Origin of the sequence: Undibacterium sp. RTI2.2 (assembly GCF_035018705.1) — a bacterium.
Lineage (GTDB): Bacteria > Pseudomonadota > Gammaproteobacteria > Burkholderiales > Burkholderiaceae_D > Undibacterium.
In genome coordinates this window covers 49,827-75,580 of record NZ_JASJXN010000012.1, presented here as the reverse complement: position 1 = coordinate 75,580, position 25,754 = coordinate 49,827, and the positions used below count along the sequence as shown (strand labels likewise).

Annotated in this window: 21 protein-coding genes; 15 read left to right on the top strand and 6 right to left on the bottom strand. The window is 47.0% G+C overall.

Annotated features, from left to right (window positions below):
• Positions 1-118: 118 nt before the first annotated feature.
• From QN395_RS08725 to QN395_RS08715, 3 genes are all read right to left on the bottom strand, one after another.
• Positions 119-442: a hypothetical protein gene (locus QN395_RS08725; RefSeq protein WP_322121363.1), complete on the bottom strand. Its 324-nt coding sequence runs from the start codon at positions 440-442 to the stop codon at positions 119-121.
• 86 nt (positions 443-528) lie between these two features.
• A complete protein-coding gene (gene hemL, locus QN395_RS08720) occupies positions 529-1,815 on the bottom strand; it encodes a glutamate-1-semialdehyde 2,1-aminomutase (RefSeq protein WP_323492024.1) in 1,287 nt (428 codons plus the stop codon).
• Between the two features lie 146 nt (positions 1,816-1,961).
• Entirely contained in the window at positions 1,962-2,831 is an 870-nt protein-coding gene (locus QN395_RS08715; protein ID WP_323492023.1) for a hydroxymethylpyrimidine/phosphomethylpyrimidine kinase, read from the bottom strand.
• Positions 2,832-3,011: 180 nt separating this feature from the next.
• Between QN395_RS08715 and QN395_RS08710 the strand changes: the two genes are divergently transcribed.
• From QN395_RS08710 to QN395_RS08685, 6 genes are all read left to right on the top strand, one after another.
• Positions 3,012-3,164: a rubredoxin gene (locus tag QN395_RS08710; protein ID WP_322121697.1), complete on the top strand. Its 153-nt coding sequence runs from the start codon at positions 3,012-3,014 to the stop codon at positions 3,162-3,164.
• Between the two features lie 163 nt (positions 3,165-3,327).
• Positions 3,328-3,729 carry a response regulator gene (locus tag QN395_RS08705; RefSeq protein WP_322121366.1) on the top strand — a complete coding sequence of 134 codons (402 nt, stop codon included), beginning with the start codon at positions 3,328-3,330 and terminating at the stop codon, positions 3,727-3,729.
• 32 nt (positions 3,730-3,761) lie between these two features.
• Positions 3,762-4,127 carry a response regulator transcription factor gene (locus QN395_RS08700; RefSeq protein WP_262837714.1) on the top strand — a complete coding sequence of 122 codons (366 nt, stop codon included), beginning with the start codon at positions 3,762-3,764 and terminating at the stop codon, positions 4,125-4,127.
• Between the two features lie 44 nt (positions 4,128-4,171).
• The gene (locus QN395_RS08695; protein ID WP_323492022.1) at positions 4,172-4,774 is read left to right on the top strand and encodes a chemotaxis protein CheW; all 603 of its coding nucleotides are present in this window, start codon (positions 4,172-4,174) and stop codon (positions 4,772-4,774) included.
• Between the two features lie 66 nt (positions 4,775-4,840).
• The gene (locus QN395_RS08690; protein ID WP_322121368.1) at positions 4,841-7,192 is read left to right on the top strand and encodes a methyl-accepting chemotaxis protein; all 2,352 of its coding nucleotides are present in this window, start codon (positions 4,841-4,843) and stop codon (positions 7,190-7,192) included.
• Positions 7,193-7,332: 140 nt separating this feature from the next.
• Positions 7,333-13,878: an Hpt domain-containing protein gene (locus tag QN395_RS08685; protein ID WP_323492021.1), complete on the top strand. Its 6,546-nt coding sequence runs from the start codon at positions 7,333-7,335 to the stop codon at positions 13,876-13,878.
• 88 nt (positions 13,879-13,966) lie between these two features.
• Here QN395_RS08685 and QN395_RS08680 read toward each other — a convergent pair whose 3' ends face one another.
• Positions 13,967-15,484, bottom strand: a complete 1,518-nt coding sequence (locus tag QN395_RS08680) for a deoxyribodipyrimidine photo-lyase (RefSeq protein ID WP_322121370.1) — start codon at positions 15,482-15,484, stop codon at positions 13,967-13,969.
• 98 nt (positions 15,485-15,582) lie between these two features.
• Here QN395_RS08680 and QN395_RS08675 point away from each other — a divergent pair, with 98 nt between their 5' ends.
• The 9 genes from QN395_RS08675 to QN395_RS08635 all read left to right on the top strand — a co-directional run bounded on the left by QN395_RS08675 (position 15,583) and on the right by QN395_RS08635 (position 23,611).
• The gene (locus tag QN395_RS08675; protein ID WP_322121371.1) at positions 15,583-16,305 is read left to right on the top strand and encodes a YqgE/AlgH family protein; all 723 of its coding nucleotides are present in this window, start codon (positions 15,583-15,585) and stop codon (positions 16,303-16,305) included.
• On the top strand, positions 16,305-16,784 hold the full coding sequence (gene ruvX / locus QN395_RS08670; RefSeq protein WP_322121372.1) for a Holliday junction resolvase RuvX: 480 nt from the start codon (positions 16,305-16,307) through the stop codon (positions 16,782-16,784). Before QN395_RS08675 ends, ruvX begins: the two co-directional genes overlap by 1 nt.
• Positions 16,785-16,818: 34 nt before the next feature.
• On the top strand, positions 16,819-17,331 hold the full coding sequence (gene pyrR / locus QN395_RS08665; protein WP_322121373.1) for a bifunctional pyr operon transcriptional regulator/uracil phosphoribosyltransferase PyrR: 513 nt from the start codon (positions 16,819-16,821) through the stop codon (positions 17,329-17,331).
• Positions 17,324-18,283, top strand: a complete 960-nt coding sequence (locus QN395_RS08660) for an aspartate carbamoyltransferase catalytic subunit (RefSeq protein ID WP_322121374.1) — start codon at positions 17,324-17,326, stop codon at positions 18,281-18,283. Before pyrR ends, QN395_RS08660 begins: the two co-directional genes overlap by 8 nt.
• A gap of 35 nt (positions 18,284-18,318) precedes the next feature.
• On the top strand, positions 18,319-19,602 hold the full coding sequence (locus tag QN395_RS08655) for a dihydroorotase (protein WP_322121375.1): 1,284 nt from the start codon (positions 18,319-18,321) through the stop codon (positions 19,600-19,602).
• Positions 19,603-19,877: 275 nt separating this feature from the next.
• Positions 19,878-20,618 (top strand): lysophospholipid acyltransferase family protein, encoded by a 741-nt coding sequence (locus tag QN395_RS08650; protein WP_322121376.1) that lies wholly within the window; start codon positions 19,878-19,880, stop codon positions 20,616-20,618.
• A 142-nt stretch (positions 20,619-20,760) separates the two neighbouring features.
• Positions 20,761-20,973, top strand: coding sequence for a hypothetical protein (locus QN395_RS08645; RefSeq protein WP_323492020.1), 213 nt, complete (start codon positions 20,761-20,763; stop codon positions 20,971-20,973).
• A gap of 58 nt (positions 20,974-21,031) precedes the next feature.
• Positions 21,032-22,762: a GGDEF domain-containing protein gene (locus QN395_RS08640; protein WP_323492042.1), complete on the top strand. Its 1,731-nt coding sequence runs from the start codon at positions 21,032-21,034 to the stop codon at positions 22,760-22,762.
• 21 nt (positions 22,763-22,783) lie between these two features.
• The gene (locus tag QN395_RS08635) at positions 22,784-23,611 is read left to right on the top strand and encodes an SAM-dependent methyltransferase (RefSeq protein ID WP_323492019.1); all 828 of its coding nucleotides are present in this window, start codon (positions 22,784-22,786) and stop codon (positions 23,609-23,611) included.
• Between the two features lie 175 nt (positions 23,612-23,786).
• Here QN395_RS08635 and QN395_RS08630 read toward each other — a convergent pair whose 3' ends face one another.
• A complete protein-coding gene (locus QN395_RS08630) occupies positions 23,787-24,638 on the bottom strand; it encodes a symmetrical bis(5'-nucleosyl)-tetraphosphatase (RefSeq protein ID WP_322121379.1) in 852 nt (283 codons plus the stop codon).
• On the bottom strand, positions 24,635-25,741 hold the full coding sequence (gene hemH, locus QN395_RS08625; RefSeq protein ID WP_322121380.1) for a ferrochelatase: 1,107 nt from the start codon (positions 25,739-25,741) through the stop codon (positions 24,635-24,637). Before hemH ends, QN395_RS08630 begins: the two co-directional genes overlap by 4 nt.
• Positions 25,742-25,754 lie beyond the last annotated feature (13 nt).

Below are 25,754 nucleotides of genomic sequence, written 5' to 3'. Positions count from 1 at the left end.
ACTCAAATTTCCCTTTGTGAGTGTAACGCGTGGGGGTTAAAACCTCACCTACATATCCACATCGAATTACTAGCTTTTAGTAGACAAAATAAACTAATACTTCATTGCTGTCTCGATGTCATTTGCTACAGATCGCGGCAAATAAACAGCTTAAAAATAATATTGCCCAAATAACTCCCCAGCGCAATGCTGCGGTTTTATTCGGCATAACAATTGTTAATATCATCATGCCCAAGGATATCTGCACACCGCCCATCCATTGGGCAGTCAATCCATCCGCGCTAAAGAGTTGGCCGCGTTTAGTAGTACCCGCAAAATGACCAGAAAAAATCGCCAGTAAACCTAAACCCAGCATTACAGCAGCGAATAAGCCTGTAATGACATAGACAATACGCTTTTGGCGTGTTTGTTCCTGGATTTTTAGGTTTTCAGGATGCTGCATGAACCTAGTCCTCTTTTTATTTTAGTGTTCTGTTTTATATTAACTTTATTCAGTTTGCTAAACAAAGGCTGTAACCTCGGAGGCCATTACTTCGCTAGTTCCGCAAACGCTTTTTTCGCCGCAGCAATCGTCTCAGCGATGACCGCATCGTCATGTTGTGCTGACACAAAGCCTGCTTCAAAAGCTGACGGTGCCAGGTAGACGCCGGCGTCCAACATCAGATGGAAGAAGCGGTTGAAGCGGTTTTTATCGCTGGCCATCATCGCAGCATAAGTCGTTGGAACCTCGGCGGCGAAGTAAAGGCCGAACATGCCGCCCTCTGAATCTGCACAAAATGAGATGCCTGCTTCGTTCGCCGCAGCGCTTAAACCTTCCACTAATTTGCGGGTTTGCGCGGTCAGATTTTCATAGAAGCCAGGCTCTTGTACCAGTTTGAGTGTAGTCATGCCGGCAGCTACAGCAACCGGATTGCCAGACAAAGTGCCTGCCTGATAAACGCCGCCAATCGGTGCCATGTGTTGCATTAAATCTGCGCGTCCACCAAACGCCGCCACTGGCAACCCGCCGCCAATGACTTTGCCTAAGGCCGTGATGTCTGCGTCAATGCCGTACAGCGCTTGTGCTCCGCCCAAGCCAACACGGAAGCCGCACATGACTTCATCAAAAATTAATACGCTGCCGTATTCGGTACACAGGCGACGCATGGTTTGTAAAAATGCTGGCGTGGCTTTGATCAGATTCATGTTGCCTGCAATCGGCTCAACAATCACACAGGCGATGTCTTTACCGTAGGCTTTGAAGGCGTCTTCCAGCTGTTGCGGATTGTTGTAGTCGAGCACCAAGGTATGCTTGGTGAAATCCTCTGGCACGCCGGCGGAAGTCGGATTGCCGAAGGTGAGCAGGCCGCTGCCAGCTTTTACCAAAAGTGAATCGGCATGACCGTGATAGCAGCCTTCAAACTTAATAATCTTATCGCGCTTGGTCGCACCGCGAGCCAGACGCAATGCGCTCATCGTTGCCTCGGTGCCGCTGGAGACCAGTCGCACTTGTTCTATTGAGGGCACGAGGCGACAGATTTCTTCTGCCATCTCGATTTCGCCTTCGGTTGGAGCACCAAAACTGAGTCCGCGTGTAGCAGCTTCTTGTACCGCTTTGACGACAGCCGGATGTGCATGACCAACGATGGCGGGTCCCCAAGAGCCGATGTAGTCGATATAGCGCTGATCTTCTGCATCCCAAAAATAGGGTCCCTCTGCACGTTTGATAAAGCGTGGTGTACCGCCCACGGATTTGAACGCACGCACAGGGGAGTTGACGCCGCCGGGAGTGGTTTTTTGTGCGCGTAAAAAGAGACTGTCGTTGGTATTTGTCATAGTTGCGTAAAAAGATGAATAGGGTGTAATTAGGTTAGCGGCGATTACTGCAAAAAATATTTAATGTGAGGTAAGCGAGCCGCAATTAAAAAGAAATGGTGAGTCAGTAAAATCCAGACGTAAGAAAGTTATGGCAAGACCTCAGATTATTCAGGCTCTTTAGCCCAAAAATAACGATCTGGAATTAACCTGCCCATACCCAGCCGTTGGGCGTGACTAATGGCAGCTAGCGTAAATTCTTGCGCTTCTAAAACTGCCTCGGGGATCTCAAGTCCGTTCGCTAACAACGCGGCAATACTGGCTGACAAAGTCGTACCTGCGCCAACGTGTGAGCCAGTGACCCTCTGCCAATGGTCATTACGGACAATGCCTGCGTCGTTAAACAAAATATTAGCTACTTCATTGGTGGTGGTCGGTGTGCCAGTGACAAACACGTATTCACAACCGGATTCGATCAAGGTCATGACATCGGCGAACATCTCGTCGTCGATATTAGTTTCGGTATTCGAGTCACCAGATCCACCGTATTCAACGGATTCGCTTACTTCGTTTGGCTCGCGCCAGGTTTCTGCTAAACGAGATAGCTCTACTGCGGAAAGCACTAGTACGGTCGCTTGAGGTATCAACAATTCACGGATGGCTAATAACAGATCCTCAGCTTCTGGGTCGTCTGGCATGCCAGAATTAAACGGATCAAGTACCAATGACAAGGCGGGATAATCAGACACGATCTCCGCAATGACGGTGACATTTTCTACGCTGGTGATTTGGCCAACTTTAAACGCGATAACTGGCATATCTTCCAAAATCGTCCGTGCCTGGTCAACCACCAGATCGGCTTCCATCGGGTGAACATCGTCAATTTGTGAGGTGTCTCCAACCAGAATCGCAGTGATCACAGGCAAGCCGTGACAGCCCATCGCAGCGAATGAGGCTAAATCTGCTTGTATGCCGATACCAGATACGGGATCCGAAGCACCAAACGTAAGAATGAGAGGAGAAATTTGGTTTTGCACGGTGGGTAGATTAATATAGGCGACTTTGTGGAGATGATTGCACGATATTCTGTACTCATGGCACGTATTTGATGTGCTTTAGTAGCAAAAGATTCGTACGGCAGTCCTCGTATTTTACTTGATTGAAGGGTTTTGGTCGTGAGCGATAAACAAACAACAACTGCAGAATTTAAGACTTGGATGTGCCTGATTTGTGGTTGGGTGTATGACGAAGAAGCCGGTTTGCCTGACGAGGGCATAGCGCCCGGAACACGTTGGGACGATGTGCCGATGAACTGGACTTGCCCTGAATGTGGCGCCCGTAAAGAAGATTTCGAAATGGTGGCGATGTAAAGCTACTCAAGCTTAACTTAAAATTATTTAAAAGATAAATTTTTGAATCATTTGGCGCCTGCTGTTGTAGTTGAATGTTTATTCACGGAAAAAGTGTCGCAAGTTTCTTATTTTTTGTTACAGTGGTAGATGATTTTTAACGCAGTTTATTAGAGATAATCTTATGTCAACCTTGACAGGTAATGAAAGCTTGAAAATTATGGTGATCGACGATAGCAGTACGATTCGCCGGTCGGCAGAGATTTTTTTGGGGCAAGTGGGTTACAAAGTTGTTTTGGCAGAAGATGGTTTCGATGCCTTAGCTAAAATTAATGACTCACACCCTGATCTGATTTTTTGCGATATTTTGATGCCAAGACTGGACGGTTATCAGACTTGCGCATTGATCAAAAAAAGTGCCAGATTCCGTGACACGCCAGTGATCATGCTGTCCTCTAAAGATGGCTTGTTTGACAGGGCGCGTGGCGCTATGGTGGGGTCCGATGAGTATCTGACCAAACCTTTTACGAAAGACAGTTTGCTCAAGACAGTTCGTAACTACACTTCTGGTACTCCATCCAAATGATTTCAAAGTAAGAATATTGAGGTAGAAATAAAATGGCTATACAAAAAATTCTGGTAGTGGACGACTCTCCAACTGAGCGTTATTTCTTGACTGATATTCTAGTCAAAAACGGCTTCTCAGTTTCTACCGCAGAAAACGGCGAAGAAGCTCTGACAAAAATCAAGGCGGACAAGCCACAATTGATTTTGATGGATGTGGTGATGCCAGGTCAAAATGGTTTTCAGATCACGCGCGCAATTGCCCGCGATCCTGAGACACAAGACGTCCCTGTGATCATTTGCACTAGTAAAAATCAAGAAACCGATCGCATTTGGGGTTTGCGCCAAGGCGCGCGTGACTATTTGGTAAAACCTATCGACCCACAAGAGTTATTGGCGAAAATCGCCGCTCTTGGTTAATCGTTCACGTTATTGAACTTTTCCGATAATCACCTTAGAAATTTATGGACCAAACACCTCGTGACATAGACCCGCCTGCAGCGGTGACACGCTTAGATGGTGTAAGACCCGATAAGGCCTTACGCCGTACCCGTTTGCGGGAGTTTCAAGCTCAGTTGGTTGAGCGTATGCAAGCCGCACAAACTGGCACTCGCACCAGCGCTAGTCAACTGGGCGTTATGATAGGTCAGGTACGCTATTTGCTAGATCTGCGTGAGGCGGGTGAAATCGTGTCCGCTGGCACGATGACTAAGGTGCCGCTGACTAAAGACTGGTATTTGGGTTTGTCAAACATACGGGGTAGCTTGACCAGTGTCGTCGACTTGGGGCGGTTCGAAGGTCGTGATGTTACCAATGTTGATAATAGTTGCCGTGTAGTCGCTTTTGCACCTAGCTTATCTTTCAATAGCGGGCTATTAGTGTCACAAGTGTTGGGCTTGCGCAACGCTACTGATATGGAAGAGCAACTGGTATTAGATAATGGTGGTGAACCCGGCGATAAACCATGGGTAGTAAAGAAATATCGTGACAAAGATGCAAATGTCTGGATCTCGCTGAGTCTTGCTGCCTTGGTCCAGAGCCAAGAATTTCTGCAGGTTGGTTTGTAATTTTGTAATTCGTCAGCTCTCATAAAGTATAGCTGGCCGCTTCTCAATCGTTTAGGAGACCTAGTAATGGCATTTAAACTACCGTCCTTGTCAAAGAAAAAACAAGATCAAGAGCTTGACTTAGCTGAATCGGGCGTTCGGGAGTTAAATGATGCTGCCGATTCGATTGAAGAGGCAAGTAATGTAAAAATGCTCCCGTCTGATACTGCAGAAACTTTGCAAGAAGATTTACAGCCGGATCAAGTCGCTGTAGCACCTGCTGAGCGATCTGCGGTAGCGCATGCTGATGCAACTTTTATCGGCGATGTAATTGAAAAAGGTGGCGATATAAGACTGCCTCTGATTGGTGGTTTGCCTCTGCAACGACAGATTCGCGTATTGTTGATTTTGATGATTGCATCACTCTTAGCTGTTGCTCTTTTCGTGTACTTAAACTCCACGCAGTCGACATTGATTTCTACTCAAGCGCAAATTGCGGGTGAGGCGCTGATGCATTCCCAGCGTATCGGTAAAGCCGCACCAAACTCGATCCAAGGTAATCCAGCTGCGTTTAAGCAATTGGATGAAAGCCGCCGGGAATTAAATAACGATTTGAATATTTTGTTGAACGGTGGTTCTTATCAAGGCCGTGACGTGAGTAGGCCAGATTCAACGCTTGAGCCGGTATTGAAAGATACTCAAAAAGCTTGGAAGAACTCCGATAAAGCCGCTGATACGATTATGAAGTTGCGTAAAGAGCTGACAGGTTTCGGCCAGACGTTACAAAAACTGAATGGGTTATCTGGTGGTTTATTGGAATTAACTGAACAAATCTCTACATTAAAAGTGCAAGGTGGTGGTAGTTCCCGTGAAATTTCTGCCTCTGGTCAGTTAGTGATGTTGACGCAACGTCTTGCCCGTAGCGCAAATGAATTCTTGACCTCCGAGGGTGTTAATCCCGAAACAGCATTCTTGTTAAGTAAAGATACCAATACTTTCCGCGACCTAGTGGATGGATTTTTGAACGGCAGTGAGGTTTTACGCCTTACAGCAACAAAAGATGCAGATACACATGAGAAACTGCTAGAGCTGCAAAAATCTTTTGCGGAGTACCAAGCATCAGTTTCCAGCATTCTAGGTAATCTGCAAAATTTTATTGCTGCTAAACAGTCAGAGCAATTATTGTTTAATGAGAACGAAGACTTAAAACAAAAGCTTACTAAGTTGCAAAAAACGTACACCGCACAGCAAGATTCAACCAGTATCTATTTTATATTGATGTTGATTAGTGCGGTATTCGCGTTGTTATCGGCTGCTGGCATTGCGTTAGTGCTGTTGCAAGATAGTCGTAATCGTACAAAAGAAGCGAATGAACGTCGGGTTGAAGCTGGGGCACAAATGTTGCAGGCGCAAAAGCAAGAGGAAGAAGCAAAAGCTGCAAATGACCAAAATCAGGCTGCGATTTTACGGTTAATGAATGAATTGCAAGAAGTTGCGGATGGTGACTTGACGATTCAGGCAACGGTATCAGAGGACATTACTGGCGCGATCGCCGATTCGGTTAACTACACGGTGGAAGAGTTGCGCGGTCTGGTTGGTCGTGTAACGTCAACAGCAGCGCAAGTTACTTCAGCATCGAATCATGCGCAAGGTATTTCAAACGATTTGCTGGAAGCATCACAGCAACAATCACGTGAGATTTCTGATGCGGGTCAAATCGTTGTGACAATGGCGCAGGATATTACTGATGTATCACGCTCAGCTAATGAATCGGCCGAGGTTGCGCGTCAATCCGTTGCTGCGGCAGAGCAAGGTTCCCATGCGGTGGAAAATGCGATCAAAGGTATGAACGAGATTCGCGAGCAAATTCAAGAAACATCCAAACGAATTAAACGACTGGGTGAATCCTCACAAGAGATTGGTGAGATCACAGAGCTGATTTCCGATATTACCGAACAAACTAATGTTTTGGCGTTGAATGCGGCGATTCAGGCAGCTTCAGCAGGTGAGGCAGGTCGAGGCTTCTCGGTGGTTGCGGAAGAGGTTCAGCGACTGGCGGAACGTTCAGCTGAAGCGACCAAGCAGATTGGTGCGCTGGTTCGTACGATTCAAACGGATACGCATGATGCGGTTGCTGCGATGGAAAAATCAACACAAGGTGTGGTTGAGGGAGCGAAGCTATCCGATGCTGCTGGTACGGCCTTGTCTGAAATTCGGAGCGTTTCTAATCGTTTAGCGGAACTGATTCAAGGCATTTCTTTGGCGACCGAGCAGCAAGCGACTTCTGCGAATGGCGTTGCGCAAAATATTCAACATATTTTGACGATCACAGAGCAAACTCAGAGCGGTACGCAACAAACTGCGCATTCTATTAGTGAATTGTCGATGTTGGCTGAAGAACTTAGAAACTCGGTATCTCGCTTCCGAGTTGCTGCTTAGTTACGTAACTAATTTTGTTCGCTAACTTCTTCAGCTAATGGCTGTTTTATAAATATGTGTATTGATGTGCATATGCAGTCAAATCATAAATGCACGGCGATAAGCGAAGGTTTATCTCCCTTTGAGTTTGCGGGGTACGCATGACATCTGATTTTTCAAATTCGCAAGAAACTTCCCATGACCAGTTTGACATTGGCCCACTATCTTGGGTGATGGGGGAAGTTCGCGAAGCCATAACCAGTGCTGGAAAATTACTGTCGGATGCGGTTGTCCAAGATAGCGACAGCAAATCCACTATGCTCTTGCATGCTAAAAGCTACTTGCATCAGGCGCATGGCGCTTTGCAAATTGTTGATATCGACGGTGTCTCTATCGTTACGGAGACAATAGAAGACCTGGTCGAACGACTGCAAACAGGACAGTTAGGTATGTCACAACCGCACGTTGATGTGATCAACGACGCTTTTCATGCTATTTTGCGTTATCTGGAAGACTTATTATCTGGCGGTGCTCACCAACCTGTGCGCTTGTTTCCATACTACCGTGCTTTGCTGCAACTAAAAGGTGCTGAAAGAATCCATCCTGCTGATTTGTTTTTTCCTTCATTGTCAGTTCAAGAACATATTCCTGAGCTGACGCTAGGCTCTAACATCGTTAAGGTTGATTACAGTCATCTCAGACAGCGGTTTGAGAAACTTTTGCTTGTGGTATTAACCAACAAAGATAATGTACAGCAGTTGCAAGCTGTGCAAACCATGCATGATTTGATTGCTGAGGTAGAGCGAGTACAAACAACTCCTCAGACGAAAGCCTTTTGGTTGGTAATGCGCGGCTTTACAGAAGCGGTAGCTAAAGGCCTGATAAAAAATGAACAGTATGTAAAACAAATTTTCGGACGTATTAATTTACAGATACGTCGCTTGGTTGACGGTGTCTCTAGCATTCCTGAGCGCTTATTACGCGATGCCCTGTTTTTCATCGCGCAGGTTGATCAGCCCTCTGAATTTGTTGCGCAAATTCGTCGTGCCTACCAATTAGATAATCAAGTTCCGCTCGATTATGATCAAAAGAACTACGGGGAAATTCCTGCAAATATTCTGGTAACGGCCAAAGAACAAGTTGCAAATTTAAAAAATTTGTGGAGCAGAATTGCTAACGGTGACATGAGCGTTGCGGATCGCTTTTCACAAAAAATGAAAGATCTAGCGGATAGCTGTTCGCAGCTTAATTCGTCTTCACTGTCCAAGCTGTTACGCGAATTGAGCGGTATTTCGCGTCACGCCGCGCATACTTCAGATAATAGTAAGATTGGCATTGAGTTAGCTACAAGCTTGTTATTTGTTGAGAATGCTTTAGACCATATTACTCGCTTACCGGCTCACTTCTCAGAGCGTGCAGATGAAATTACGGCGCGCCTATTGTCGTTAGTGTCTGGAGACGAGCCACCTACCCAAGCGGCATGGATGGGTGAGATTTCTAGAGAGGCCCAACAAAGACAGACGATGTCAGTCTTGGTTGCCGAGATGCAGTCCAGTTTGCGCCAGGTTGAAAAAGTCTTGGATGAATATTTCCGCGATCCTAATAGTTTAGAGGCACTGACTCCAGTAGACCCAATTTTGCACCAGATCGGTGGCGCGTTAGCTATTTTGGATCAAGATGATGTGATGCTTGCTGTAGAGCATACGCGTAAAGTGATAGGACAATTTGCCGGACTTGCTGGCACTGAGCATGCTAAGAATGCATATCAAAATGTGGCTCAAAACATTGGAGCCTTGTCATTTTTTATCGAAATATTACAATCGCAGCCTGATACCGCAAAGAAAAAATTCAATTTCGATCCGGATGCAGGTTTACTGCGTACGAAACTGCTAGACAAAAATTCTGACAAAGAATTACTACCTACCTCACTCAATATAGCTCTGTCGTCTTCTGACTCAACTAAAGTTGCTGAAATCAATCATAGTACAAGTCATTTAGCTGACGTCGTTACTGCGGAACAAGAGCTGTTAAATCAACAGCATCAATCCGACATGCTAGTTGCTTCTTTGGTGGAGCAGCCTAGTAATTTCGAGCTTCAAGCACAATTAAAAGACTCACTGGAGTCTGAGCGTTCGGTTGCTGCTTTGTTGGACGATGCAAATGCGAATACTAGAGCCAATGCTGCGATTAATTTGTTAGATAAGGCCGGTGCGACGATGTCGCAAGATTCTTTGAACGACATCGTTGCAGCGACGACGCATACAGTCACTGAATCTACGCCAACTTATGTACCTGAATTGCCTGAAGGTGATGAGGCAATTGATGCCGAGTTATTGGAAATTTTCCTGACAGAAGCGGATGAAGTATTAGAGTTTGTCCGCAAGACTGTGCCTCACTCCAGACACAATCCAAATAATCAAGAAGACCTGACTAGCTTGCGTCGCTCTTTCCATACTCTAAAAGGAAGTGGGCGGATGGTTGGTGTGACCGTCTTTGGTGAGGCCGCCTGGAGCATAGAACAGGTGATGAATCTGTGGCTATCTGAGTCGCGAAACGGTAATGAAAATTTATATGCATTGCTTGATAAAGCTGCGGATGAATTAACTGTATGGGTAGAAGATTTAAAGCAATCTGGCTACTCAACGAGAAATGGTCATGCTGTTATTGCCGCTGCTGAGAGGATGAAGGCGGGACAAGATTATTCATATATAGAAGAGCGGCAAGCTACGCCATTAAGTGAAATAGCAAATGAAGTAGTTGGCACCCCAGCGTTACAAGAAAGTATCGATGCTGAGCCTGAAGTTTCTGAGATAGTAGCTACTCAGGTTGTAGAGGAAAATACCTCTGCGACTGAACACGAGTCAGTAGAGGAAGTAATCCAAGCGATCGCACTCGAGGACGAGGCGGACGATTTACATAGTGAGGCATTGACTGAGCATGCTGACTTGGCCGCTTTTGTGGCAGAAATACCTGCACATGCCGAGTTGCAAGAGCAGGACAGTCCAATATTAGACGAGCCTTCGCATGATTTGCTGGTTGCGTCTCCGAATGCGGACAATCTTCCTGATTTAAATGTTGACGATGTTTTGCCTGTTTTGCCACTAGCCGAACACTTGGACGACAGTAAGTTAGATTCGACAAGCTTAAATTCTGCCAACCTAGACGTAACGAATTTAGATGCTCCTGATCAGGTCGCCGATACTCAAGATACTAATCAAGTTAGCGAATCTGCAGATACAGCTCATGCCACTGCATTGACTGATAATTTGATCGGCACTAGCAGTGCTCAAATTATTGAATTCCCTGATTTGTCCAAGCCTTTATCGACGCAAGATGATAATGTCAAACGTATTGGCGATATCGAAATTAGTTTGCCATTACACACGATTTACATGGCAGAGACGGATGAAATTGTTCGTTTCTTGGCGCAGGACTTTGCAGAATGGCGACACGAGCCACATCGCCCAGTATCTAAGCACGCAGTTCATGCAGCACATTCTTTGGCTGGTAGTTCTGCTACTGTCGGATTGAAAGCGGTGCAAGAATTAGCGCATTGTTTAGAAATGGTTTTGCAGCGCTTGGAACGCCACCCTGTCACTTTAGATAATGCTGAATATGACGTAGTAGATCACAGCGTCGATGCTGTTAAATCGATGCTGCAAAAGTTTGCCTTATCAGAAATGGCTGAGCATGCGCCAACTGAAGTACGTCAATTAGAGAAATTGCTGCAAGCAATTATCGGGCGGTCAGATGCTGGTGCCGATGATGAGTTCATTACATCCACAAATGAAAAACTTGATTTAAACGACCTTAGCGAATCACCTGATATTGTTGAGACTAAGGATTTAGCTGCTCAGTCCGATTCTTTCGTAGAAAATTCAATCGATACTGCAGAGGATGTTTCTGCTGAAACCACTGAATTTGAAGCCTCTGAAGTACATGGAGAAAATGCAGATACTTCTCTTGTTGATATTTCGCAGCATGATGTCCCTGAATTAACTGCATCTTTAGGCAATCAAGACTTAGTTGCTACTGAGCACCCCGTGTTAGAAGTTGCTGAGATGCCGGTAGTTGAGGATACTCATCAAGCTACCTTGGCTTCACCTCCAGTTCTAGAGTGGAGCGAGCCAGACCCAGAGCCGGAAGTTCAAATCATAGAAGTTATAGCGCAGCCGCTGGAGACCCCAGCGCCTGCAGATTTATTGGTAGACGCTACTGTTGCCAGCGCATACGAACCTGCGGTATTGAGCTCAGATCCTGATCTACGCATTAAAGATGATCTCGATCTTGATTTGCTGCCAGTATTTATCGAAGAGGGTCACGATTTGTTGCCTATGGTTGGGCAGCTATTGCGTACTTGGAAGCAGCAACCAGAAGAGATCGCGGTACCACAATCTATTCTGCGTTTGATGCATACAATCAAGGGTAGTGCTCGGATGGCTGGTGCGATGGAATTGGGTCAGCACACTCATGATATGGAAACTCGCCTTGAAAACCTGATGCACGCAGGTGCTGGCGGGGTGGCACGATTATCCTTGATGGATGATCTGCTGATGCGACACGATTACAGCATGCAATTGTTTGACCGTTTGCAAAATCCAAATGCGGTCGAAGTACAAGCGCCAGCAGCACCACTTACAGCAGCGCAAGAGCTAGATCAGTTCCAAGAGACTTTGAGTGCGCCAGTTGCTGAAGTAGTGCAAACACCAAGAGAATTGGTAAGCCTGACCTCGATTTTGCCGCTGCAGTCTTCCAGTCCGTCATTTAATAAAGCGGTCAGTTCCACGCCTCGTACCACTGTGCCAGCGGCTACAACACCCGCAGCACCGGTGCCGTTGGTGCGGGTACGGGCAGATATTCTGGATCGTCTGGTCAATCAGGCCGGTGAAGTTTCTATCTCTCGCTCCAAACTAGAAAATGAAGTAAGCACCTTACGTACTTCGTTAACTGAATTGACCGATAACGTAAATCGCTTGCGCGATCAATTGCGTGAAGTAGAAATTCAGGCAGAAACGCAAATTACATCGCGTATGGCGATGTCCGGTGATCGTGAATTTGATCCATTAGAATTCGACCGGTTTACCCGTTTGCAAGAACTGACACGGATGATGGCAGAGAGCGTCAGCGACGTATCTACTGTGCAAAATAACTTGACTCGTACGATTGACAATGCATCCAATGACTTGCATGTGCAAGCGCGCCTGACGCGTGATTTGCAGCAGGATCTGATGCGTGTTCGTATGATTCCTTTTGCTAGTATCTCTGAGCGTTTATATCGTGTGACACGTCAGACTTCAAAAGAGGTTGATAAGCGCGTCAATTTAGATATTCGTGGCACCTCAGTTGAGATCGATCGTAGCGTGTTGGAAAAAATGGTTGGACCTTTCGAACATTTGTTACGTAACGCTATTGTCCATGGCATTGAGTCACGCGAATCACGTCGTCAAAATGGAAAAGAAGAAACAGGTGAGTTGCTAGTTGAAATTCGTCAGGAAGGTAACGAAGTGGTGATCCACTTTACTGATGATGGCCAAGGTTTGAATCTGGCACGTATCCGCGAAAAAGCCAAAACGGTAGGTTTGCTTGGCTATGACGAAAGCGCTAGTGATGCTGAAGCCGTCAACATGATTTTTGAGCCTGGCTTCTCAACTGCCAACGAAGTAACCGAGTTAGCCGGGCGTGGTGTTGGCATGGACGTAGTTCGCTCCGAAGCGGCATCCTTAGGCGGTCGGGTTGAAGTAACTTCTGTCGAGGGTAAAGGTGCGCACTTTACTATTCACTTACCACTGACTTTGGCTGTGACTCAAGTGGTTATTTTGAAGTCAGGTGGAAAAACATTTGCAGTGCCGTCCGTCTTGGTAGAGCAAGTACAGCAACTGAAATCGGCTGTATTAGCTAATGCCTATAACGACGGCGCAATCATGTGGCAAGGCAATCGCGTTGCCATGCATTATTTGTCTACCTTGCTTGGTGAGAATGAAGTTGCACCGACTTCTCAACAATACACTCCTTTATTGATTATGAAGAGTGGTGCTGAGCGCGTCGCAATTCATGTTGACGATATCGTCGGTAACCGCGAGGTTGTGGTTAAAAATATTGGACCACAATTAGCGCGTATGGCAGGTATTGCTGGCGCAACGGTGTTGGGTTCAGGCGAAATTGTTTTAATCCTTAATCCTGTGCCTTTGGCATATAGAATGGAGCACGAACATGCTCGCCATCCTAGTGCAACACCAACGCCAGAAAATCCAGAAATGGGTGCCGTCGCTAATCTCAATACCGAGCCAAGTAAAGTCCAATCGGTCCCAGTACAAGGTTTGCGGACTCAGCACACCATTATGGTGGTGGATGATTCGTTGACTGTACGCCGGGTGACACAACGCTTGTTGACGCGTGAAGGCTACCAGGTTGTGTTGGCAAAAGATGGCATTGATGCGCTGGAACAATTGCAGTCGGTTACTCCCGATGTCATGCTGGTAGATATTGAAATGCCACGCATGGATGGCTTCGATTTGACGCGCAACGTACGCAGTGATGCACGTACCAGTCATATCCCTATTATCATGATTACCTCACGTACTGCGGATAAGCATCGCAATTACGCGCAGGAGTTGGGTGTAAATGAATATTTTGGTAAGCCGTACCGCGAGGATGATTTATTGGGAGCGATTGTGCGCTTCGTAGGTAAAGAAGCCGTTGTCATTTAATTCTCTCCACCTGAGAAGTTCAATTTTAGATCAGCTTCTTGATTAAACTTCTCAGTAAAAATGTTCTGACGAGTCTTAAAAATGCACCCTAATCAGGTGCATTTTTTTCGTCCGGTTTTTTCACAACGGCATAGCGTGCCAGTGTCGCCTTACGCGCCTGATCATGAGCAATCACCGGCATAGGATAATTTTTACCTAAGCGGATACCAGCAAGTTCCAAGACCTCAGTTGTCTGTGTCCAGGGCGCGTGAATTTGCTTGTTACTGAGCTTGCTTAATTGGGGTAAATACTTGCGAATGAACTTAGCTTCTGCGTCAAATTTCTCTGATTGTGTTACAGGATTAAAGATGCGGAAATAGGGTTGCGCATCACAGCCAGAAGAGGCCGCCCACTGCCAGCCACCATTATTTGCCGACAAATCAAAATCATTTAAATGTTGCGCAAAATAACGCTCACCCCAGCGCCAGTCTATCCCAAGGTCTTTGATCAGAAAACAGGCCGTCACCATTCGTAAGCGGTTGTGCATATAGCCAGTTTGATTCAGTTGCAGCATGGCAGCGTCGACTAATGGATAGCCAGTACGTCCCTCACACCAGGCCGCGAATAAGGATTCTGCGCGAGCGCCACTTTCCCACTGGATGGCGTCATAATCAGGTTTAAAAGCATGACCAACTACGCGCGGATGGTGATTCAGGATCATGAAATAAAAATCCCGCCAGATCAGTTCATTCAACCAGGTTTGTGCGCCCGATTGGTCTGCCACTGTACGCACGCAAGCCATCGCCTCTCTGACCAAATGGCGCACTGAGACAGTCCCAAACCGTAAATGTACCGATAGATACGAGGGACCTTTAACTGCCGGATAATCCCGCGCCACATCATATCGATGAATTCGATGTAAAAAATCCTCAAGCAATTTGGCTCCGCCGGACATGCCTGCCGGTATATTCATATGGGAGTCGCTTGTGTCGCTGAACCCCATTGCCTGCAAGCTTGGTATGCTTTCATCCAGAAATGCTCTTAATCGGTCAGCATAGGTTTCAAGCGGATAAGGCTTGCTATAAAAGTCGCTGCCTTCTGCATAGAATTTTTTTAGCCACGCGTTTTTGTAAGGCGTAAATACTGAAAAAGTTGTGCCAGCCAAGGACAAGACCTCGTTTTTTTCAAAAATCACCTGATCCTTGCAGGTGTGGAGTGCGCAGTTAAAACTGGCTAGCCGAGTTTTAACAATGTTGTCCCGTGCAATTGCCTGCGGTTCGTAGTCATGATTAGCGAACACGGCAGAGGCACGCAACTCCGCTGCCAGTCTGGGTATTTCTTCCTCAGAGTCGCCATGCAGGACTATCAGACTCCCGCCCATTTTTTTCAGCTCTTTCGCTAATTCTTTGATGCTTTCGTAGATAAACCAGACGCGCCTGTCGTTGGCAGGCAGTCCTTGCAAAATCGTGGCATCAAATATAAAAACACAATATACCGCTGCGCTGTGTTTCAGCGCGGCATATAAGGCAGCATGGTCAAAGCTGCGTAAATCACGTCTGAACCAGACTAAAGAAACGGGCAAAATATCGGTGGAAGCAGGATGGGTTGTCGGGGAAGAAGAGGTCATTTTATGAATTAATTGACATGATTTTCAGGTGGCAATGCGAGTGTTTGCGCACCTTAGCACACATCGAAAAAGCACGCCAAAAATGCTAAAATGTCGCCATGGCGAAGCAAATTAAACCCCCGAAGTCCGACAATCCAGTGCGACAAGAGCCCGAGGCTACTATTGCGCCTGATCAAGTGTCTCCTGCGTCTTCTGGCGCATCTGCTCCAAACTCTTCTGAGCCGCAACACCAACCGCAAGCAAAATCTGCAGCGGAATTAAATCTGACCAATCATTTTTTGATCGCCATGCCATCCATGCTCGATCCGATTTTTGGTGGAACCGTGATTTACCTGTGCGAACATAATCAGCGCGGCGCTATGGGCTTAGTGATTAACAGGCCGACTGATCTGACAGTCGCGGGCCTGTTTGACAGGATTGATCTTAAGTTAGAAATTATCCCCAATTCCCATCCCATGCGTGAGAAGCCTGTGATGTTCGGCGGCCCCGTGCAGGATGACCGGGGCTTTGTATTGCATGCTCCGGTTGGCAAGTTTTCTTCCTCACTCAAGGTAACCGACGAGATTGCTTTCACCACATCGCGCGATGTACTGGAAGCCGTAGCTTCTGGCGATGGGCCGGAACAAGTCATGGTCAGTATTGGTTATGCCGGATGGAGTGCGGGTCAGCTTGAACAAGAAATTTTAGCCAACGGCTGGTTGACGGTAGCAGCAGATGCCAAAATTTTATTCGACTTGCCGATAGAAGAGCGATTTCTGGCAGCGATAAAATTACTCGGCATTGATCCGCTGATGCTCGCCTCCGAGGCAGGACACGCCTGATGACAAGTCTCGCTATGTCTGCTCCAGAATCGATTAATTCTTCCGTTACTTCCTCCGTTATTGTTCCCGGTTCTGCACCTTGCTCTAACATTCTTACAGGCACGATATTGGCATTTGATTTTGGTTTGAAGCGTATTGGTGTTGCTGTTGGTAATACCGTGCTCAGACAGTCGCAGGCGCTCTCCATAATCAGCGCTGCTACCAATGATGCTAAGTTTGATGAAATTGCTGCGCTGATCAAATCCTGGCAACCTATTTTATGTGTGATTGGTTTACCCATGCATCCCGACGGTGCCGAACATGAAATGACGCAGCGCTGCCGGCGGTTTGCTAATCAACTGCATGGCCGGTTTTCCGTGCAGGTGGAGTTGGTTGATGAACGCTATTCTTCCGCCGTCATCCATGCTAAACGTGGTGAGCGTATTGATGCACAAGCTGCGGCACTCATACTGCAACAATATTTTGATGCCACGAATTAACCTCACTAATTGACTCTACTAAATAAATCTTGCCATGACCACTACGAAGCAGTTACCAGAAGCAGAGATGCTCTACCAGCAATTGCTGGCACAAATTAAGGCGCGTGTTGCCAACGATGATCATCTTGCGATTGTCGGTATTTATTCAGGTGGTGCATGGCTTGCTGAGCGACTTACCGGCGACTTGGGGCTGCAGATCAAACCTGGATTTATCGACGTCTCGTTTTATCGTGATGACTATGCCGAAAAAGGTTTGCACGCCGAGGTCAAGCCGACCCAAATTCCGTTTGATGTGAACGGTGCCAGCATTATCTTGGTCGATGATGTGCTCTACACCGGTCGCACCACGCGGGCAGCGATTAACGAACTTTTTGATTACGGTCGCCCCGCAAAAATCATGCTGGCTGCTTTACTGGATCGTGGTGGCCGCGAACTACCGATCGCCGCTGATTTCGTCGCCCACACTGCCGAATTTGAACCCTCTTCATCCGTCAATCTGCGACGTGCAGATTCAGGACAACTTAGCTTCTCAATCGATCATGCATAATCCCCAACTCAATAAAAATGGCGAACTCCAGCACCTGCTGACGATTGACGGCTTGCCAAAATCCATCGTCAATCATATTTTGGATACCGCCTCCTCTTTCGTCAGTATCAGCGACAGAGAAGTTAAAAAAGTCCCTCTGATGCGCGGTAAAAGTGTCTTCAACCTGTTCTTTGAAAACTCTACCCGTACCCGAACCACGTTCGAGATTGCCTCAAAACGTTTGTCTGCTGATGTAATCAATCTTAATATTTCCGCCTCCAGTACCAGCAAGGGCGAATCGTTATTAGACACGATAGACAATCTGGCTGCGATGCATGCCGATATGTTTGTTGTGCGCCATGCCACCTCCGGCGCACCGTTTCTGATTGCCAAACATCTCAATGACACTAAGCAAAATCATGTACATGTGATCAATGCCGGGGATGGACGTCATGCGCATCCGACCCAAGGTTTGTTGGATATGTACACTATCCGTCACTACAAAAAAGATTTTACTAATCTGACGGTCGCTATTGTCGGCGATGTATTGCATAGCCGTGTTGCGCGTTCTGACATCCACGCACTGACGACCTTGGGCGTGCCAGAAGTGCGCGTGATTGGCCCACGCACTTTGTTACCGGGGGGATTAGAACAGATGGGCGTGCGCGTGTTTAATAATATGGATGAAGGTCTCAAAGGCGTCGACGTGATCATCATGCTGCGCCTGCAGAATGAGCGCATGAGTGGTGCCTTACTCCCTTCCGCGCAAGAATATTTTAAAAGCTATGGCTTAACACCGGAGCGACTGGCATTAGCAAAACCAGATGCCATCGTGATGCATCCAGGTCCGATGAATCGTGGTGTAGAGATTGATTCTGCGGTCGCCGATGGTCCGCAGGCAGTGATCTTGCCGCAAGTGACATTTGGGATCGCGGTGCGGATGGCGGTGATGAGCATCGTCGCTGGTAATTGATATTATCACGTAGAAAATAAAGAAGAAAAACCAGTATGAAACTACACATCAAAAATGGCCGAGTGATTGACCCCGCCAACCAGATCGACGGCGTGCAGGATATTTATATTGCCGCTGGCAAGATCGTCGCCATTGGTCAGGCGCCTGCTGATTTTGTCGCGAATAAAATCATCGATGCGACCGGATTGATTGTCGCGCCAGGCTTGGTCGATCTCAGCGCCCGTTTGCGTGAGCCGGGTTTTGAATATAAAGCCACTTTAGAGTCCGAGTTGCAAGCTGCCATGCGCGGTGGCGTGACCAGTCTGGTTTGTCCGCCAGATACTGATCCAGTACTGGACGAATCCGGTTTGGTCGAGATGCTCAAACAACGCGCCAAAATCCAAAACAAGGCACATGTTTATCCCTTGGGCGCACTCACCGTTGGATTGAAAGGCGAAGCCCTGACAGAAATGTCTGCGCTGACCGACGCTGGTTGCATCGGCTTTTCGCAAGCGGATGTCACCATTGCCGACACCAACATACTGCAACGCGCACTGCAATATGCCAGCACTTTTTCTTATACCGTCTGGCTGCGTCCGCAAGATGCTTTTATCGGTAAAGGTGGTGTTGCCCACAGCGGACCGCTGGCATCGCGCCTTGGCTTATCCGGTGTGCCCGTTATGGCAGAAACGATTGCACTGCACACCTTATTTGAATTGATGCGTGCGACAGGTGCCAAAGTCCATCTATGTCGTATTTCATCTGCTGCCGGGTTAGATCTGGTGCGGCAGGCAAAAAAAGAAGGTTTGCTCCTCACTTGCGATGTCGGCGCGCATCACGTTCACCTGACCGATGCCGACATCGGCTACTTCGACGCCAATGCCCACCTCACGCCGCCACTGCGCAGCCAGCGTGACCGCGATGCGATCCGTAGCGCATTATTAGATGGCACGATAGACGCCATCTGCTCAGATCACACGCCGGTCGATGATGATGAAAAACTGCTGCCATTTGCCGAGGCATCACCCGGTGCCACTGGTTTGGAATTACTCTTGTCGCTGACTCTGAAATGGGTAGAGGACAGCCACGGCACAGTCTCCATGACGCAAGCTTTGTCGACAATCACCAACGGTGCCGCCAAGGTCGCCAGCTTGCCTTGCGGTGTGTTGAGTGTCGGCAGCGTCGCCGACCTGTGTCTGTTCGATCCAGCAGCCCGTTGGTTGGTCGAACCCAAAGCCCTGACTAGTCAAGGCAAGCACACGCCATTTATCGGCTATGAACTGCCCGGCATCGTCAAAGCCACCATCGTATCTGGTCATGTTGCGTATGAAGTGGTCTAGCCAAAGTCGCTAGTCCGTACACAGTTGGCTGACTAACTGAAGTGCCTGTTGTTTGGCAAAAATAGGGGAGTATGGGTAAAAATCATACTTAATGTCCAAATAATATATGGACAATTAAAAATACCTACTCCCAGTATATATTTAACTAAAATAGGACTTACGCAAAATTGTCCCAACAAGGCGTAGCGATGACGACAGTGCTTCGCTACGGCTAGGTGCTGCAACGCGGTTGGGGCGGTTTTGCGTAAATCCTGTAAAAAAGATACAGGGTAGGCATGATAGCTTGGCGTTTTATACGTATCATCGTTCACTTGTTTGCGGGCATGCTCACCTGCGCGGCGATTTTTCCATGGACTAGCACTGCAACGCACGAGGCGCTAATCCGCCGCTGGTCTAAAAACTTACTTACCATTTGCAAAGTCAGAGTGCGCTTGATTGATCGCGCAGCCGACTCACCGTCAGCGCACGCGTCTTCCAACGTGCTGGTTGTATCCAATCATGTTTCCTGGTTAGATATTTTCGTATTAAATACGCTGCAACCCTGCCACTTCGTCGCCAAATCCGACATCCGAAAATGGCCACTGGTCGGCTGGCTGTGCGAAAAGGCGGGCACGATTTTTTTAGCCCGCGGCAAGCAACGCGAAGTACGTCGCATCTATGAAGGCCTGGTACATCAGATCGAAGCAGGCAAACGCATCGCCTTTTTTCCAGAAGGCACCACCGCAGCACAGGGTGCAATTTTGCCGTTCCACGCCAATCTGTTTGAAGCCGCCATCGAAGCCCGCGTCCCGGTCCAACCCTTTGCCATCCGCTATGTCGATGCTCAAGGAGCATTGCACACCGCAGCGGATTTTATCGGCGAGATGACCTTTGTCGAAAGCATGCGACTGATTTTGCAAGGCGGCGGCATGACAGCCGATCTGATTCGTCTACCACTCATTTCAACTGAAAACGCACACCGGAGAGAGGTAGCACAAGCGGCTTGGGTATCTGTCGGCGAGGGCTTAGGTTCGTAAGCTCAATAATCGATACAAATTTTTACTTCTGGCCGCTACGTATCGAGCACAGAAGTGACAGATTTTTTCCAGTGTTTAAAAGAAACATTATAGAATCCTTACGGCTGTACCTTATCTTTAACCCAACCAAAGGAAAACGATTATGTCAAAACTATTGGATTATTTGAATGTGCTCGATAAAGATGCTGCCGCTCGTGATGCACACAACGCAGATCCTGCAGGCGCAATGACCACTTTTGGTTTGACTGAAGAAGAGCAGGACGCGTTTATGTCGGGTGATAAAAATGCCGTCGCAGATTTGATTGGTATTTCTGCCGATGAACTTCCGAGCATTGAAGTTACTCAAGGAGTTTAAAATTTAGATTTAGAATCTTCTATTCTAAAAAACACTTGGAAGGGGACGTATTTTGAAAGTGACTGTATCAATTATTTTTCTGATGCTACTGACTTTTACATCCTCTGTATTTGCAGATAGTGCCGAAGAAATTGATCAACAACTTCAACTCTTTTTACAATATATAGACCGGGATATAGCAAAGGCCACTGTTGTATTGCAACATTTAACAGCCGAAAAAATACAATTTACTCAAGAGCAATCTAATAAATTTGTATTGTATAAAGCTTCATATTTAGGATTTGTGGGGCTTCATAAAGAGCGTATTGATATTGTTCAGTCAGTAATCGGAAATATAACTGATCAGAATCTTAAAGTTAAATTTTTAAATCAACTATCCGCATCTTATACGGCGCTAGGAGAATATGACAATGCACTAAATGCAATGAATCAAAGCATTTTATTACTGCCAACGATAGACAGTTACACCGCACAAATCGGTATTCTCCATTCGGCTGCAACTCTTCTATCTTCTCTACGCGCTTATGATGATGCGTTATCTTATGCTGACAGGATAATTAGCCTTCCCAGCCCCCAAGGTAATTTCCAAGCTAAATGTATCGGCTATGCGAATAAGGTACAGATCAATTTTGAACGTGGAAATCATGCTGATGCTCTTTCTTTAATGAAAGATGCAATCGACAGTTGCAACGCTAATGGTCGGAAAAGTATTGTGCTGTTTCTTAGGGGTTACGAGGTAATTGATTTAATTGAGGAGCACTCATATCAGCAGGGAATCAAGCTGGGGCTACCTCTACTGATTGAATATTCCAAAGCTGATCAAAAATTAAATAATTTTTGTGAACTAGAGGAGGCCATAGCAAAGGCGTATCTGAAAATTGGGAATTTCTCGCTTGCAGAGACTCATGGTCTAAGTGCGTACGAGCATGAAAAAATAAATCAGTCTATGCAAGTCAGGCAAAAAATTAATACGACTATGGCACTCATTAAGCGCGCTCAAGGGCAGCTAGCTGCTGCTTTAGAATATTCTGACGCTGCATTAGTACTTAAAGATAAAGTATTGGATGAGCAATTGCAAAAAAGCGTTGCCTACCAACGTGTCAAGTTTGATATGCAGGATAAAGCTAATCAAATGAGTTTGCTGGAGGAGAAAAATAAGGTTCTTCGTATAGAGCAACAATTAGAAAAGCGTAATAATCAATTGTTGCTGATAGCAGTAATTTTTGTCATGGGATTGTTGCTATCCATTTTGATCTGGTTGATGAAAACCCTGGAACAAAAAAATCGCTTTCGTCAATTTTCCCAAACAGATGGCTTAACGCAGGTCGCAAACCGTATGCACTTTATGACTTGTGCGACCGATATTTTTGAAAAAAATTCTAGTGGGATGAGTATCATTTTGTTCGATATGGATTTGTTTAAAAAAGTGAATGACACTTTTGGTCATGCTACAGGTGACTGGGTCTTGAAGACAGTGACCGAGGTAGTGCAGTCTCAGCTCCGTAAAGTAGATTTGTTCGGACGGCTTGGAGGTGAGGAGTTCGCCATTTGTATGCCGGACTCGAATTCAGACACGGCCCTGCAGTTAGCAGAGCGCTGCCGCAATGCGATTGAATCTATTGACACCACCGCAAGCGGTCATCAATTCAAATTGTCCGCTAGTTTTGGCGTCGCCAGTTTTCCTGTCAGCCCAAATCGTACATTCAAAGCGACGCTGGAAGCAGCGGATCAGGCCTTATATTTGTCTAAATCTCGGGGGCGTAACTGTGTATCCGTCCATCATCAGTAGTTTTTTATCTAAAGAACGTCTATGTCCAATCAAAAGCAAGGTAAGTTAATTTGTGTTGGCACTGGTTTAAGAATGGCTGGGCATCTGACCCCAATCGCTCAAAGCTATATTGAAAACAGCGATGTGGTCGTTGCTGTCGTGCCTAATATTTTTACCCGCAAATGGCTGCAAGATATCGCTAAAGAATATATTTGTTTGCTCGGCTATTACAGCGATGTCGAGATCGAAGGTAAAGATCGGCGTGATACTTATCGCCGTATGGCCGACACAATTCTGGATCAGGTGCGTGCCGGTAAAACTGTCTGTGCTGCGTTCTATGGGCACCCCGGCATTTTTGCCTGCATCGCTCACATGGCAATTGCCGATGCCAGAGCCGAGGGTTATAGCGCCGTGATGGAGCCTGGCATTTCTGAAGAGGATTGTCTGGTGGCAGATATCGGGATTGATCCGGCCAAAACGGGCATGCAGTCTATGGAGACAACGCAGTTTATGATCTACCAGCATGTGCTTGATCCAACCTGCCTACAAATCTTGTGGCAGCCTGGCTTAGCGGGTGATTTGAGCATGAAGAAGTTTGAGACCAATACCGCGCACTTACAAATACTGGTGAATAAACTGGCTCGTTACTATCCTCTGGAGCACGAAGTTATTTTGTACGAGGCCGCCACCAATCCGATGGAAAAGACGCGTATTGATAAAGTGCGTTTAGGCGACTTACCAACGGCGATGCTCAAAACAATTACGACGTTGGTGATCCCGCCAGCACAGACGATGCAATTGGATCAGACGATCGTGGATCAATTGAATGCGATTGCAGAGGCGAGTAGAGTGAGTCAGCAAGCAGCGTAAGCTTGATTGCCTCGTTATGGAATTAAAACTATAGGATGCGCCATGCGCACTCTAAGGTTAAAAGCATCGTCCAATGATTATGCTGCTTGCAGGTCATTTTCGTGCCAGAAGCCGCAGAATGATTGGACACTCCGTTTGACATTTTTTAAATCAAAGTCGGATAGATCATCTAGCTTTAGCCCGGTTTTTGCTGCTGGGGGCAATCGACTTGTACTACGCTGTGATCATTAAGGCATACCGCCGTCAGCTTGCCACCCCAGACGCAGCCAGTGTCTAAACTCAACAAGTCGTCACGAATGATCAAGCCCAGTGTTGACCAGTGCCCGAAGGCAATCGGTTCGCCTGCGGTCTGACGACCTGGAACGTCAAACCAAGGGAAATAACCATCAGGCGTATCGCCCATGCCATCTTTGCTGGCAAAATCCATCAGCCCATCGCTGCTGCAAAAGCGCATGCGAGTGAGGGCATTGACGATGCAGCGGTAGCGGTCTGCGCCTTGCAGAGTATCGCTCCATTGATCGGGTGTATTGCCATACATCTGACTCAAAAAATCCACATAGTGATCACCGCGCAAAACCGTTTCCACCTCGTGAGCCAAGTTCAAGGCTTCTGTTATTGTCCATGCGGGAAAAACGCCAGCATGGATTAGCAGATGACCTTGCTCCAACAAGGCGAGCGGGCGATGACGCAACCATGTCAATAATTCTTCCCGATCGGGTGCCGCTAAGATATCGTCGATGGTGTCGTTGCGATGGGCTTTGCGGATGCCGTTGGCGACGGCGAGTAAGTGCAGATCGTGGTTGCCCAGCACGCTATTTGCGCGTTCACCCAGACTGCGTATAAGGCGCAACGTGGCTAAGGACTTCGGGCCACGGTTGACCAGATCGCCCGCAAATAACAGACGGGGAGCCGGGGCTTGCTGCGGTACATCTTTGTCTATCAGCGCAATCAGTTCTAACAACTGATCATGGCAACCTTGGATGTCGCCAATGACAAATACCTTGTTAGATTGGGCTGAGGTAGTCAATGCTCTGCACCTAAACGTTTAGATTCTGATCGACTAATTTGCGCATCTTGCTTTTGCTTGTCTCGCATACTGACTGTCATCATCGTCGGCCAGCCGATCAGATGTTGCTCGGTAATTTCTGCTAGCCCGCGCATCCACTCTGGCGATTCATTCAGGCAGGGAATGTAATTAAATTCTTTACCGCCGGCATGCAAAAATTCATCACGGACTTCCATGGCTATCTCTTCCAAGGTTTCTAGGCAATCGGCGATAAAGCCGGGACAAACCACATCAATACGTTTGGTACCTTGTTGTCCGAGCGCTTTTACTGTGGGGGCTGTATAGGGTTGCAGCCATTCTGCGCGTCCCAGCCTTGATTGGAAAGTCACAACATATTGCTCTTTAGTCAGACCTAATTGTTCCGCTAATAAACGGGCAGTTTTATAGCATTCGCAATGATAGGGATCGCCGCGCATTAAAAATGCTTTTGGCAATCCATGAAAACTCATGACCAGTTTGTCAGGGCGACCATAGCTTTGCCAGTGGTTCATGATCGAGAATCGGAGTGCGCGGATGTAGGAATCATGGTCGTGATAACTCCTGACCATACGCAACTCGGGCATGTTTCTAATTTTTTGATAATGCTGAAAAACTGCATCTGCATTGGCACCGGTCGTCGTCGCTGAATATTGCGGGTAGGCAGGCAAAATCAAAATCCTGTCATAGCCATCGGTTTTCAATTTTTGTAAAACAGTCGGGATATTGGGCGAGCCATAGCGCATTGCATGGGTCACATGCACTTCATGTCCACGTTCTCCCAAATAGCCTTTTAAGAGCACCGCTTGTTTTTCAGTATGCACCTTTAACGGTGATCCATCCTTGGTCCAGATCGACGCGTATTTAGCCGCAGATTGTTTGGAGCGAAATGGCAAAATAATTAAATTTAAAATCAGCCACCAAATCATGCGCGGTACCTCTACCACCCGCGGATCAGATAAAAATTCTTTCAGATAGCGACGCACTGCGGAAGTCGTCGGCGCATCTGGTGTGCCAAGATTGATTAAGACGACAGCGATTTTTCCTATTTTGCCGTGGGTGTGATCTGGTTCTTTGAGGAAGCGCATAGTTTTTTATTAA